Origin of the sequence: Coleofasciculus sp. LEGE 07092 (assembly GCF_015207375.1) — a bacterium.
Lineage (GTDB): Bacteria > Cyanobacteriota > Cyanobacteriia > Cyanobacteriales > Coleofasciculaceae > LEGE-07092.
Genome location: NZ_JADEWY010000017.1, coordinates 14,533 through 28,258, shown reverse-complemented (window position 1 = coordinate 28,258; position 13,726 = coordinate 14,533). Strand labels below are relative to the sequence as shown.

The following is a 13,726-nucleotide window of genomic DNA, read 5'->3' as shown; positions in this document are numbered from 1 at the left end:
TTGTAGTATAGATGTCACCAATAAAGAAAAGCGTTGTGGCGAGGGATATTTGCGACGTTAACGGGTGCGGGTTTAGTGATTCTCGGCAGCCAAGATGGGGTTTTCCGGCGAACTAATGAGTGGTATTGGCTCATTACTACATTGGCATCACAGCCGCGTTACTGATGGTTTTTTCACTCGCAATTGTTCAAGATATTTACAAAGACCGTTCAAATCGCTGGCGAACCGTTCATGTTCTTTTAAACACGATCGCGGTTCTACTGTTTATCGGACAGGGGATGACAGGTCCACGGGACGTGTTGGAAATTCCCTTAAGCTGGCAGAAACCCTACATTTATAGCTGTGATTTCAATAATAAGACTTGTCCAACACCGCCCCCACCACCACAGACGGGTTCTTGAGAACGGTGTCTAAGGCTGGTGTGCCCACTCTTGAGTTGCTTGGTTAAATTGCGATAGCACTTTAGGAAAAGTTGATAAATCCTTTTTGAGTTTAGCTTCGTATCCCCTATGAACCGTCGTACTGATGAGGATTTTATGAGAGTTAAGTATCTGGCTACACTTGCTGTTGCTTCAATGCTGAGTCTGGGACTTGTTGCTGCTTGCTCTAACCCTTGCGCCGCCAAGACTAACACTCCAGACACGGGTACTACCAACCAAGTTAATCCTTGTGCTGCCAAAGAAAATCCCTGTGCTTCTAAAGCCAATCCCTGTGCCGCCAAAGAGAATCCTTGCGCCTCTAAAGCCAATCCCTGTGCCTCTAAAGCCAACCCTTGTGCTGCTAAAGCTCAATCGGTAGGAAATCCCCTAGCTACAGAACTTCAGGGTAAACCCGTGGTAGTGGATGTGTTTGCGACCTGGTGTGCTAGCTGCAAGAATATTGCGCCCACTCTGACCCAATTGAAACAGGAATACAGCGATCAGGTTAACTTTGTCGTGCTAGATGTAACGGATAAAGCCACACTCGAAGAAACACAAGCCAAGGCGGAAAAATTAGGTTTGGGGAAATTCCTAGAAGATACTAAGAGTAAAACTAGCACCGTGGCAATTGTTGACCCAGCGACTGGCAACATTTTAGCGATGTTCAAAAATAATCCCAATCAGGATGACTACACCCAGATTCTCGACACTGCTCTAGCAAAAAATTAGCTGAGGTAAGGAGAATTTCATGACACAACTACCTCAGTCATCATCTGATCACAAGGCTTCTCGACGTTTTAAAGTTTCAAAAAAATGGTTGATTTACGGGGGATTGGGATTGCTCTCCCTAGTGTTGGTTATCACCCTAGGACCCGTCATCAGCCATCCAATCGAACGGGCGATATCTCTCGTCGAAAACCGCTATCAGCAGTGGTTTGACCAGCAAGATACTGCTAATCCCCTAGTGCTATTGCCCTTGGCATTTATTGGTGGACTGCTTGCCAGTGTATCTCCGTGCATTCTGGCGCTGTTGCCCGTTAACCTCAGTTATATCGGCACGTTGAACATTAAATCCCGTTGGGATGCTTTTACCAAGGCTGGCTTATTTGTTTTGGGGGCTGTAACAATTTTGAGTCTGTTTGGCTTAGTCTCCTCCTTTGCTGGAGCCGTCATGGTGGAGTACCGAGGCTATATCAATGTAGTCGTGGGAGTGATTATGGCTGTGATGGGTTTGTGGTTGATGGGGGTAGTTAAGTTACCCTTACCGCAGATGAATGTGAATCTCCCCCAGGCTGGACCTTATGGAGTAGGGTTAACCTTTGCCTTGGTGAGTTCTCCCTGTGCCAGTCCGGTGCTGTTTGCGGTGCTGGCAGCAGCGGCGGCTACTGGCTCTCAACTCTTAGGCACACTAACGATGGTTAGCTACGCTTTGGGTTACACCATGCTGATTTTCCTGGCGAGTTTGTTTACCGGACTGGCAAAACAAAGCAAGCAGTTATTAAAACATTCGGAGGCAATTATTCACTTTGGCAGTGTGGCTCTGATTTTAACTGGAGCGTACTACCTGTTTACTGGCACTCGATGGTTCTTGGGAGCCTAAAAAAGGCAGAAGCTAGAGGGAGCATCCCATTTTGGAAACACCATTCCCAAAAGCAACGATATTTCAATGGTTTCAACCCTCTAAAAAGAGCTAACGCGCAAAATTGGGATGCTCCCGACCTACCTAGTTCCTTACGCCGTTAACATTCACGGTCAATATATCAGTCGTACAAGGAAGCGCTGACGACATATTCGTCTCACAGGTTCAGCCACAATTCATCTGGCTTTCAGCAAAAACTCATTTAGCTGATATTTAATACCGAAACAGCTTAGGTGATAAACCTCATGGACTGGGGCGATTCAGGAGCGCTCAGTAGGTTTGTTGAGCTGGCGAATCCTCACTAAGGGCTTTATTGATTCGATGATATGAACGATAATTCATATAAATCACCGTTCTATTCATCCCCAAGGGTTAAGCCTATGCTCCTATGCCGTTGCTCAAGAAAATGATGAAATCGACACTCGTTTAGAGACGCACCACGTCGGGGAAAGCGCTTCTCAGAAACTCGCAGGGGAGCAAGAGTTTCTTTCTTCCATAACACCAGAACCGTTAATTGAGGGCAAAGAGAACATTTCCCTAACTCAGGAAAGTGATGAGGAAGAAATTCAAGTCTCACTCCAGGGCGAACAACCTATTGAGCGGGTGCAGGAGAACCTTAACCCGAAAGATGATGGAAACATTGAATTGGCACAAAAAACCTTTTCTCAAATAGAAGAACAGGAAATTCGCCAACAACTACAGCAGTTACTCGAACGACAAGAGCAACTCGAAGCCGAAAATGCTCGCCTCAGAGAAGAGATACAACGCCTAAATCAGCGACTCAATGAATTAGCGCCCAGTGAAGACATCGCAGACACGACTGAGGAACAGATTCAGCAAACCGTCGAAGACGTCATAACCGAACGCGAACAGAAACAACCCCAAGTTGGACTACGCCCAGGAGGAGGAGGTTTTTTCATCGCAGGCGAAAACTACGAGTTGCGTATCCTTGGGTACGTGCAGGTTCTGGGTTCCTTATTTGACAGTGACTTGGAACGAGAAGATGGGAATGGGGATTTTTCCATCCGTCGCGCCCGCATTGACTTTCTGGCTACGCTCTTCGACGATTATCAAATCTTCGTCGAGTTTGATGGCGCACCGGGTACAGCCCAATCGACTGACTCAGATTTTGCGCTAGTTGAAGCCCGTCTTAATTGGGAAATCGCTGAGGAAGCTTTGCAACTGCGAGCAGGCAAATTTACCACACCCTTTAGCACAGAAAACTTTCGCAGTTCCCGCAGCATTGACACCGTTGAGCGGTACTTGGCACTCAATAGTATGTTCTTGCTGCCAGCACTGGACGTGCAGTTTGGGGCAATGCTTCACGGCAAGCTAGGGGAGGAGCAACGGCTGGGATATTTTGTCGGACTGTTCAACGGCAATGGCAGTGCCAATGCTAACCTCTCAGACAATAATGATTCCAAAGAGACTCAGGTCAAACTAACCTATCAGGCAACGGATGAATTAAATCTGGGACTTGGTTTTGACTACAGCATTGAACAAGAGCAGACACTGAGTTTGGTTGATTTGGGCTTTAACCGTTACGTGTCTGTGCCAATTGAAGGAGAGCGTTTCGGAGTCAGCAGCGATTTGTTTTGGGAGAAGGGACGCTGGAGTTTTCGGACTGAAGGACTGGCGTTTTGGTTTGATTCTCCCACAGGTAGCGATGTGGGTTTGTACGGTGGCTTCATTCAACCTGCGTATTTCCTCAGTGGCGATGCCAACGGTGGCGTACAGGCACTGTTGCGAGGAGAAGTCGCCCATCTTGATGCTGACACGGGTTCGGATGGCGATACCCTCTGGGCGCTTACGGCTGGCATCAATTGGTTTGTTAACCCGAATGTGAGGCTGCAAGTGAATGGGGGTCTTCCGTACTTAGTGTGCTAAACTATTAAAGTAAGCCTGAAAATAATAAGCAAAAATGGCAAGAATAAAAAGAGAAATGACTAAGCTCATAAACCTGCCAGGAGTTATAGTAGAAAATATCCAAGATGCCGAAGAAACATTAATTGTCTCTGTTCGGGTACAAGAGAAAACAGCTAAATGCCCCCGTTGTGGTCATACAAGCCGTCGTCTTCATCAAAACAAAAGACATTTACTTCTCGGTTACCTATAGGTAACCGAGAAGTAATGCTTTACGTAAATCGTCGAAGATTTAAGTGTGAAAATTGTCAAAAACCTTTCAGTGAAAACTTGGATTTTGTTGGTAACAAAAAGCCATTCACTCATAGATGTGCTCATGCTATAACCAAACAAGTCATTCACAGTGATGTTATTAATGTAGCCAAAAACAATAAATTAAAGGAGACAATGGAAGAATGGGGAGAAGCGGTTCTGTTACAAATAGAAGAAGTAAGCATGGATATGACGGGAAACTATAAATCGTTAGTACATAAAATATGCCCGAATGCCGTAGTAACCGTGGACAGATTTCATATTAGCAAAATGGTTAATGAAGAGTTAAATAAGGCAAGAATTGACCAAAAGAAAGCAGCCGAAGCCTTGAACGGTAAAGAAAGAGCAAAACTATTCGGTAGCTTAAAGGGAAGTAAATATACTCTCCTCAAATCGGAAATTAAATTATCACAAAAGCAAACTAAAAAATTAAAGCAAGTCAAAGAAGCTTCGCCTTTAATTGGAATAATGCATTCATTAAAAGAAGAATTGTATCAGATATTTGAAGAAAGTAAAAACCTGGGTGAGGGAACTTTAAAAATAATTGATTGGTTAAACAAGGCTCAGAATTACTATAAAAAAAGTGCATCAGCCATAAAAAGATGGTTTGCTGAAGTCGTCGGGTACTTTGAAAGGAGAACAACTAATGGAGTCGTTGAAGGCGTTAACAATAAACTGAAACTATTAAAACGGTGTGGCTTTGGCTTCAGGAATTTTAAGAATTTTACTATACGCGCTTTACTTTTGTGGCATTATCCTAACCCTTTAGCACACTAAGTACGGAAGACCCAAAGATATCAGCTTCTGTATCGAACCTCACACTTTTACCGCCATTTTGGGACCTTCTGGTGCGGGGAAAACTACGCTGCTGCGCTGCATTCTCCAACTGGTGAAACCTGATCGGGGGCAAGTATGGTTTCAGGGACAGGATTTAACCAATTGTTCTGCCAAGGATTTACGTCATAGCCGCACTCAAATTGCTACAGTCGCCCAGCAATTTAACTTAGTCCGCCGCCGCAGTGCTTTGGAAAATTACCTTGGGGGACGCTTGCAGGAGTTACCCTTGTGGCGCTGTTTCCTGGGAGTTTTTCCCATCAGCTTGTTAAATGAAGCAATGGCAGCACTAGAGCGAGTGCAACTACTGGATGTCGCATTTCAACGCGCCGATCGCTTGTCGGGGGGACAGCAGCAGCGAGTTGCGATCGCTCGGGCTTTAACGCAACGGGCGCGTTTAATTCTAGCAGACGAACCGATTGCTAGTCTTGACCCAGAAACGGCTCACATTGTTTTGGGTTTGTTGCGATCGCTCTGCACTCAGGAGGGACTGACAGTTGTGTGCAATCTCCATCAAGTGGAACTGGCAAAACATTATAGCGATCGCATTCTGGGTATTCAAGCCGGAGAACTCGTGCTAGATATACCAACCCGTCAGTTAAGTTCCTCGGATATCAACCGTATCTATCGGTCATGAAAAGATACCCTCGAACCTAAAAATTCTTAGCAGTACAGTTAACTGCATCAAACTCAAATCGCTGCTCATAGTTTGTTTCACCATACAAATTGAAGCTAACCGTCGGTTCGTCACCGAGCGCTTCAACGCTATGAATAGCATCTGGCATCAAACCAATAATTTCTCCGGGATTTAGGATAAGCTCACCAACTTGTTCAATGCGTCCGTTATTATCAGTCCGTCTCCAAAAGGTGTTTTTTTCCTGTCCACTGATCAGTGCTACAACCCCCCAAGTGGCATGATTGTGAAGGGGTGACACTTTACTAGGCAGCCAAACCACTGTCTGCACCGTCAAGGGAAAATCCGGCTCATCATAGAGCATGAGAACCGACCACCCTGTTTCGGGATCGGGTTCTAAATATTCACCTTGCAACCACTCTGAGCTATTCAGCAACCGACGCACGATGGGGTAAATTGCCTGGAGTCGGCGGCGATTGTCGGTAGAATTCAGCAGAATATCTTCAAGATCCGTCAAAAACCGATAGAGCCGATAGGGACTCGTTGATAATTCCGCGTCGCTTACCGAGCCTTCCCAGACTTCATATTGTCCATCATTCGTTACTAACCAATCTCGACTTGCCATATCTTGCCAAACTCTCTACTACACAATTCAAGGACGCTTAGGATCACCATTCAGAGGGAAACTGAATTTTGACCCAACCGGATAAATCCTTTTGAGCGTCAGCTTCGTATCACTGATAAATCCAAGATCAATAGGTTGGAATCGAGCAAAAACGGCAGTCGATGATAGGCGAATTTATCATTCTTTGGCTTTTGTGTCAAGACAAATGGTTATAAATGATGTTATCCAACCAGACGGATGCCGAGGTATTTCAAGCGTTGCGATCGGGCAACCTATTAGCCTTGGGCATCCTTTATGAGCGCTATGGAGAGGTCGTTTACCGCACATCTTTGCGGATGTTAGGCAACCAACAAGAAGCCGAAGACCTAACCCAAGAAGTCTTTCTCACCCTTAGGAGTAGAGGTACTTATGACTCAAAGCGAGGTTCTATGCTCGTCTTTCTATTAACTTTAACCCGCTCAAAAGCAATCGACCGCCACCGTCAGATGCAAGCACAGTGGCAGCGTCTTCAACGATGGACTCGCAGCCTTCCGCCTGAAAGTTGGAGTACGTTGATGGATAAGGCTTCCTTAGAAGAAATGTCGAGCCGTGTGTGCGAAGCACTTTCTGAACTGCCTACTAATCATCGACAGGTTCTGGAAATGGCGTACTATGACGGCTTAAGTCAATCGGAGATTGCCCAAGACTTGAATATGCCGATAGGAACCGTAAAAACTTACAAGCGCAAGGGTCTGTTAAAGCTCAGACAACTATTGCAAGATTTGGTAGAACAGCGATGGTAGACTTTCAAGACTCCGAAGAATTAAATGAACTTTTAGCAAGCTACGTCCTTGGGGATTTGACTCCAGAAGAAGTGGCTTCGGTTAATCAGTTATTGGACTCTAATCCCGAATTAGCCACTGAAGTAAGCTACTTGCAGAAAACTTTGACACTGATTCCTTTAAGTTTACCGGAAAGTTCACCCCCTGCAACACTAGGTTCTCAGATTTTGCAAGCGGCTAGAGATAGCGATACTAGTTCGACAAGAAGAGTATCAAACCGAGTGTGGAGAAGACCAAAAGCTTGGCTTGGTGTTGCAGGAAGTGTTGCTGCTTCTGTTATCGTTGGACTTGGCTTATACAGTTATCGCCTCCATCAAGAACTTGTCACCATTCGTGCTGAATTATCGCAATACGAGGAAGCGATCGCTTTACTTCGTCAGCCTAGTAATCGCTTGGTATCCCTCAAAGGAACGAATGCAATCCCTCAAGCCTCTGGAAGTATGGTGGTTGTGCCAAGCTCTGAGGTTGCAGTATTAACGCTCCAAAATCTAGCGCCCCTACCCAAAGACCAAATTTATCGATTGTGGGCGGTTGCTGATGGGCAAACAATCTACTGTGGTGAATTTAAGCCTGATTCTCAAGGAAAAGTGTTCGTAGAACTCCCATTGGACAATATTATGTCAGGGAATTCTTCAGTTGTAGTTACCGTTGAACCATCACAAGGACTTTTGCAGCCGACTGGGGAAACGGTGATGACCGGGGGAACATCACTGTGAGAATTTCCTAATGATGACATCTCGGCTGGCAAATCCGTTTTGACGTCAACTTCGTATCCTCTAATGAATACCTACTATAGATGAATTGGTTATAATGATGGGCTTCGTTCTTTTTATTGCGACTGTATTTTTAGCTTACTCCAATGGTGCAAATGATAACTTTAAAGGAGTAGCAACGCTTTTTGGTAGCCAAACTACTAACTATAAAGTCGCAATTTTCTGGGCAACGATTACAACATTTTTAGGGTCATTCTGTTCTATTTTTCTAGCTGGAACACTGCTAAAAATTTTTTCCGGTAAAGGATTTGTTCCAGATGCGATCGCAAATGACACTGATTTTCATTTAGCTGTAGCGATTGGTGCTGGGTTAACCATCATTCTGGCAACGCAAACTGGATTTCCCATTTCCACAACTCACGGATTAACAGGTGCCTTGGTTGGGGCTGGATTGATTGCTATTGGAACCCAAGTAAACTTTTTAGCATTGGGTAGCTCTTTTTTTCTTCCTCTGTTACTCAGCCCCATTCTTGCTATTATTTTAGGAACTTTGATGTATGGGGTATTTCATTTCCTGCGAGTTTATCTGGGAATCAACAAAGAATGGTGCGTTTGTACTGGTAATATCCGACAGCTAATTCCAATTCCACAAGCTGATTCTCCTAATCTGTTGGAGTGGAATACGATGCCTGATGTTACAGTCAACACAACAGAGAATTGTACGGAACGTTATAAAGGTAGATTTTTAGGCATCAACAGTCAGCAACTTGTTGATTCTTGCCATTTTCTTAGTGCCGGTATTGTCAGTTTTGCGAGGGGTTTGAATGATACGCCCAAAATTGTATCCCTGATTCTGATGCTACAGGCTATTTCTATTCAGGGGGGGATGTTAGCAATCGCACTAAGAATGGCGGCTGGCGGTCTTCTGAATGCTCGGAAAGTGGCAGAAACAATGAGCAAAAAAATTACAATGATGAATCACGGGCAAGGCTTTTCGTCAAACTTAGTAACGGGAATTCTAGTCATCGCTGCTAGTCAATATGGTTTTCCAGTTTCTACAACTCATGTTTCTGTTGGTTCAATTTTTGGAGTTGGGCTGATTTCCCGAAAAGCCAAGCCAACGGTGTTCTATCAGATTCTTCTTTCATGGGTTCTGACTTTACCAATAGCCGGAATAATAAGTGGGATGGTTTACTGGATATTACATCGTTAACTAAAAAGAACTCAGAAAAAGTAATCCCAAATTCAAAGCAATTAATCAAGCAGTTAAGAAAGAAGGATGGAAAATTGTTCTACTCACTCGCCTATCGCCAATATTCCCGTTTAACTTACTCAATTACGCCTTTGGTGTTACTCAGGTTTCCCTAAAAGACAACGATGATTAATATTAATACCAGAAACTCGCAAAAGTGTTTCAGACTAGCTTTTTTAACATTACTCACGGCTGGCTTTGTCCTAGCAATTTCAGCGAACCCCGCTTTAGCACAAGAATCTGCCAATGGTGGAGGGTTTAATCCTCAAGAATGGTTGCGAAATGCCTTGGAGTGGATTGATAGCCTGGGTGCAGTAGGTGCGATCGCATTTATTCTACTCTACATCATCGCCACCGTTGCATTTTTACCAGGTTCCATCCTCACCCTCGGAGCTGGTGTTGTCTTTGGTGTCATTTTAGGTTCACTCTACGTCTTCATCGGTGCCACGATAGGAGCCACTGCTGCTTTCCTCGTTGGGCGCTATTTAGCACGAGGTTGGGTTGCCAAAAAAATCGAAGGCAACAAAAAATTTCGAGCGATTGACGAAGCGGTGGGCAGAGAAGGACTCAAAATCGTTCTCTTAACGCGACTCTCTCCCATATTCCCCTTTAACCTATTAAACTACGCCTATGGCATCACAGGAGTCTCTCTCAAGGACTACATTATCGGTTCTGTGGGCATGATTCCCGGAACAATTATGTACGTTTACATCGGCTCCCTAGCAGGTAGTCTTGCCACCGTTGGCACTGAGGCTCAACCCGCTAACCCCACGGTGCAATGGGCGATTCGGATTATTGGTTTTATCGCCACCGTCGCTGTCACACTTTATGTGACTAAAGTGGCTCGAAAAGCTTTAGAAGAAGAAGTTTTAGAGTCTAAAGACAATCAAACTGAACCCATCAACCCGAATTAGCCAACAACCCGAACAGAACCTTTTACCCTACTCCAAAACCTCTGCGTACCTCTGCGAAAACCTCTGTGAACCTCTGCGTTAAAATTATTAACTTTTACCTTTAAAGGAGCCAACCATGTCAAATTCAACCTTAAAAAAAGTAGATATTATACCAATGGATGAACATAACCAAAAACTAGTGTCCTATGTTCATCCCCCTGATTGGACTAATCCTCAACCCGCCGATTGTTACGACCTAGTTGTGATTGGAGCTGGCACGGCTGGATTAGTTGTAGCCGCAGGTGCAGCAGGTTTCGATGTAGGATTAAAAGTTGCCTTAGTTGAAAAGCATCTTATGGGAGGAGACTGCTTAAATGTCGGCTGCGTCCCTTCCAAGTGCATTATTCGCTCCTCTCGTGTAGTTGCTGAGATGAAGGATGCTCGCGCTTTTGGCATTCATTCTCCAGAAAAGATAGAGGTTGATTTTCCGGCAGTAATGGAACGAATGCGGAAGCTACGTGCCGGAATTAGTCATCACGATTCAGCTCAACGTTTTCAAAAAATCGGCATTGATGTTTTCTTAGGAGAAGGTCATTTCCTACGAAATAATAGTATTGAAATTGGTGATAAGATTCTGCGATATAAAAAAGCCGTTATTGCGACGGGAGCTAGAGCCGTACATCCCTCAATTGAAGGGATTGAAGAGGCGGGATTTCTCACCAATGAAACAGTTTTTTCCCTCACTCAACCTCCTGAACGCCTTGCTGTAATTGGTGGTGGTCCCATTGGTTGTGAATTAGCTCAAGCTTTCCACCGCTTAGGATGTAAAGTAATTCTATTTCACCGACATTCTCACCTCTTAAATAAAGAGGATACTGATGCCGCAGAAATTGTTCAGAACACCTTTATCCGGGAAGGAATTGATTTAGTGCTAGATTCTCAGCTACAGCGTGTAGAAAAGACTCCTGAAGGCAGAACACTTTATTATACCTGTAATGGAAAGCCAGAATCAGTCACCGTTGATGAAATATTAGTCGGTGCAGGACGTGCGCCTAATGTTGAAGGTCTAAATCTAGAAGCAGTTGGCGTAGAATACGATCGCAAAGGAGTTAAGGTGAATGATTATCTCCAGACAGCAAACCCTAAGATTTATGCGGCTGGTGACATCTGCATGAACTGGAAGTTTACTCATGCCGCCGATGCCGCTGCCCGAATTGTAATTAAGAATACTCTCTTTTCTCCCTTTGGCTTGGGACGTTCTAAACTCAGCAACTTAGTCATGCCTTGGGTAACGTATACTGATCCAGAAATTGCCCATGTGGGAATGTACGAACATGAAGCACAAAAGGCGGGAATTGATATTAGTACCATTAAGATTCCGTTTAGTAGTGTAGATCGAGCGATCGCAGATGGTGAAGAAGAAGGATTTGTCAAGATTCACCACACGAAAGGTTCTGATACAATTCTGGGAGCAACCATTGTTGCTCGCCATGCTGGAGAAATAATTAGTGAAGTGACTACAGCGATTGTTAACAAGGTTGGTTTGAACGGCTTATCGAGTGTAATTCATCCCTATCCAACTCAAGCCGAAGGGATTAAGAAAGCAGCAGATGCTTATCGCCGCACACTTCTTACACCGACCTCGAAAAAAATCTTGGGATTGCTTACGAAGTTGTCTTAACGCTTCTTAGAGATTTAGATATTCTCTGGACGGTTGATAAAGAGCTGTAGTTAATACTACTAAGAACCTGCTCTAATTTCCTCTTAAGAAAGAGAAGGAAAATGTTTGTCAGCTTCATCATGGCTATAGCCTTGCTTTTCACGAACTAGAGCTAAACCTTCCTGGAGTGCAGTAAGGCGATCGTTCATCCAGTGGTGTCCAGGGATTAAACCAGCAATACCCAACTTTTCTAAGCGACCTTTTACCTTCCCTGTTGCGCCAACAACTATCACTCCCCGCCCTTCATCAATAGCCTCTCGGATGGCATTTTCGATTGCCAAAGAAGAGGTTACACCCAGGATAGGAACTTCACTTAAATCAACAATCAAAACATCATAATTAGCAATGGCACTATGTTCTCTGGAAATGGCTTTGGCAACACCAAAAATCATCGGACCACTCAGATGGAACAGTAAAACTCGTCCATTAGCTAAATCTAAAAGTTGCTTTTCTTCGGCAGTAAGGACAATTTGATCGTCAGCATCCGTAATCGCTTTAACAGAATCAGATTGTAGTTGTGAAAGACGATCAATAGTCAAGATATTAGCGATAAATACCCCTACAGCTACGGCTACCATCAAATCGACAAACACCGTTAACAGTACAACACTGTAGACAATTCCGGCTGCCTTCCAAGAAATTTTGTGAACCCGTTTCAGAAAGCCCCAATCAATAATATCAATTCCTACTTTTAAGACAATCCCCGCTAAGACAGCCAGGGGAATAACAGACGTTAAGGGAGCTGCCCACAAAACTACGATCAAAAGAACTATAGCACGGCTAATCCCAGATAATGCAGTGCGTCCACCAGCTTGGATATTAACCACAGTAGCTGTTGTCGCTCCAGAACCAGCAATCCCACCACATAAGCCAGTAATCACATTAGCAACACCTTGCCCAATTAATTCTTTGTTGGATTTATGTTCGGTACGAGTGAGACTGTCAGAGACGAGACAAGTCAACAAACAATCAATTGAACCCACCATGCCCAAGACTACGGCATTAACAAACATTAACTGCAAGTTTCCAGGGGTAAAAGTGGGCATCTGTAGTTGAGGCAAACCGGGAGTAATTTCTCCAATCGTGGCAATCGTGCGAATCTCAACACCACTCAATAAAGTCAGAGAAATTGCCGTACCAATGACTAAAGCAATCAGTTGCGGCGGCACAACCTTTTTAAGTTGGGAAGGGTAAAAGAAAAGAATGGCTAGGGTTATTACCCCTAAAATAGTTTCCCAAAGATTGATATTAGCGATTAAGCTCGGTAGATTCTGAATGACGCCAAAAACACCCCCTTTAGGTGTTTCTTGTCCTATAAAAGGAGCGATTTGCAGAAAAATTAGAATGACACCAATTCCCGTCATAAATCCGGAAATCACATTATAAGGCAACATCGTAATATATCGCCCTAATCGCAATACTCCAAAGAGAATTTGAAATACTCCTGCCATCATCACAACAGTAAATGCCATTGCCAGACCCGTTTCATGATTATTAGCTGTTAGTCCGGCAATGACTGCGGTGATAATTACTGTCATCGGGCCTGTTGGTTCAGAAATTAGACTCGGTGTACCGCCAAATAAAGCAGCAAAAAATCCGACTAATATTGCCCCCCATAAACCAGCAGAAGCACCCGCTCCAGAAGCAATACCAAAAGCTAATGCCATCGGTAAAGCAACAACCGCCGCAGTTAACCCCCCAAGAATATCTCCTTTTACGTTACGGAAATGGATTTGGTTGGTTATGTTCACGAAAAGTTTTCCTCTATTAAAGAATCAAGCTGAATTCATATAAATTGAGTTAACGCAATAGCAATGCAGAAATAAACAATTACAGCTCCTGCCATAATATCTTGCCGAGTGTTAGAACACCACTCCTGCTTCAAAATTGCTCCGTAATCACCCTAGGCAGCAAAGGTCTGCATCTGAAAGGTATGAGTCGATTGTATGCAGTTACAAGACTTAATCACCCGTTTAATGAGGGGAATTTTGCGATACTCTG

General features: G+C 44.2%; 12 protein-coding genes and 3 pseudogenes. 13 read left to right on the top strand and 2 right to left on the bottom strand.

Translation table 11 applies throughout. From position 1 onward, the window contains the following. Positions 1–24 precede the first annotated feature (24 nt). The 7 genes and pseudogenes from IQ257_RS31400 to phnC form a co-directional block, all read left to right on the top strand. A pseudogene (locus IQ257_RS31400) lies at positions 25–401 on the top strand (DUF4079 domain-containing protein); the annotation flags it as partial. Between the two features lie 135 nt (positions 402–536). After that, entirely contained in the window at positions 537–1,148 is a 612-nt protein-coding gene (locus IQ257_RS06440) for a TlpA family protein disulfide reductase (RefSeq protein WP_416207923.1), read from the top strand. Between the two features lie 19 nt (positions 1,149–1,167). Next, positions 1,168–2,019, top strand: a complete 852-nt coding sequence (locus tag IQ257_RS06435) for a cytochrome c biogenesis protein CcdA (RefSeq protein WP_193873887.1) — start codon at positions 1,168–1,170, stop codon at positions 2,017–2,019. Between the two features lie 102 nt (positions 2,020–2,121). Beyond that, complete coding sequence (nrtS, locus tag IQ257_RS31395; RefSeq protein WP_369076432.1) at positions 2,122–2,202, top strand: nitrate/nitrite transporter NrtS; 81 nt, start codon at positions 2,122–2,124, stop codon at positions 2,200–2,202. Positions 2,203–2,661: 459 nt separating this feature from the next. Next, positions 2,662–3,945 (top strand): porin, encoded by a 1,284-nt coding sequence (locus IQ257_RS06425; RefSeq protein ID WP_193873886.1) that lies wholly within the window; start codon positions 2,662–2,664, stop codon positions 3,943–3,945. A gap of 55 nt (positions 3,946–4,000) precedes the next feature. Next, positions 4,001–5,010: pseudogene (locus IQ257_RS06420) on the top strand (transposase). A gap of 19 nt (positions 5,011–5,029) precedes the next feature. After that, positions 5,030–5,704: a phosphonate ABC transporter ATP-binding protein gene (gene phnC, locus IQ257_RS06415; protein ID WP_193873896.1), complete on the top strand. Its 675-nt coding sequence runs from the start codon at positions 5,030–5,032 to the stop codon at positions 5,702–5,704. Positions 5,705–5,720: 16 nt separating this feature from the next. On the opposite strand, the gene IQ257_RS06410 is transcribed toward phnC, so the two are convergent. Next, positions 5,721–6,326: a cupin gene (locus tag IQ257_RS06410; protein WP_193873885.1), complete on the bottom strand. Its 606-nt coding sequence runs from the start codon at positions 6,324–6,326 to the stop codon at positions 5,721–5,723. A gap of 218 nt (positions 6,327–6,544) precedes the next feature. On the opposite strand from IQ257_RS06410, the gene IQ257_RS06405 reads away from it, so the two are divergent. The 6 genes and pseudogenes from IQ257_RS06405 to IQ257_RS06380 all read left to right on the top strand — a co-directional run bounded on the left by IQ257_RS06405 (position 6,545) and on the right by IQ257_RS06380 (position 11,686). Further along, positions 6,545–7,108, top strand: a complete 564-nt coding sequence (locus IQ257_RS06405) for a sigma-70 family RNA polymerase sigma factor (protein ID WP_193873895.1) — start codon at positions 6,545–6,547, stop codon at positions 7,106–7,108. Continuing rightward, positions 7,102–7,863: an anti-sigma factor domain-containing protein gene (locus tag IQ257_RS06400; protein WP_193873884.1), complete on the top strand. Its 762-nt coding sequence runs from the start codon at positions 7,102–7,104 to the stop codon at positions 7,861–7,863. The genes IQ257_RS06405 and IQ257_RS06400 overlap by 7 nt, the downstream gene beginning before the upstream one ends. A 94-nt stretch (positions 7,864–7,957) precedes the next feature. Further along, positions 7,958–9,073 (top strand): inorganic phosphate transporter, encoded by a 1,116-nt coding sequence (locus IQ257_RS06395; protein ID WP_193873883.1) that lies wholly within the window; start codon positions 7,958–7,960, stop codon positions 9,071–9,073. Between the two features lie 22 nt (positions 9,074–9,095). Then, a pseudogene (locus IQ257_RS06390) lies at positions 9,096–9,233 on the top strand (VTT domain-containing protein); the annotation flags it as partial. Positions 9,234–9,237: 4 nt separating this feature from the next. Further along, complete coding sequence (locus IQ257_RS06385; RefSeq protein ID WP_193873882.1) at positions 9,238–10,026, top strand: TVP38/TMEM64 family protein; 789 nt, start codon at positions 9,238–9,240, stop codon at positions 10,024–10,026. A gap of 115 nt (positions 10,027–10,141) precedes the next feature. Further along, complete coding sequence (locus IQ257_RS06380; RefSeq protein WP_193873881.1) at positions 10,142–11,686, top strand: mercuric reductase; 1,545 nt, start codon at positions 10,142–10,144, stop codon at positions 11,684–11,686. Positions 11,687–11,769: 83 nt separating this feature from the next. Here the strand turns inward: IQ257_RS06380 and IQ257_RS06375 are convergent, their stop codons facing one another. Next, positions 11,770–13,476 carry a SulP family inorganic anion transporter gene (locus IQ257_RS06375; RefSeq protein ID WP_193873880.1) on the bottom strand — a complete coding sequence of 569 codons (1,707 nt, stop codon included), beginning with the start codon at positions 13,474–13,476 and terminating at the stop codon, positions 11,770–11,772. Positions 13,477–13,726 lie beyond the last annotated feature (250 nt).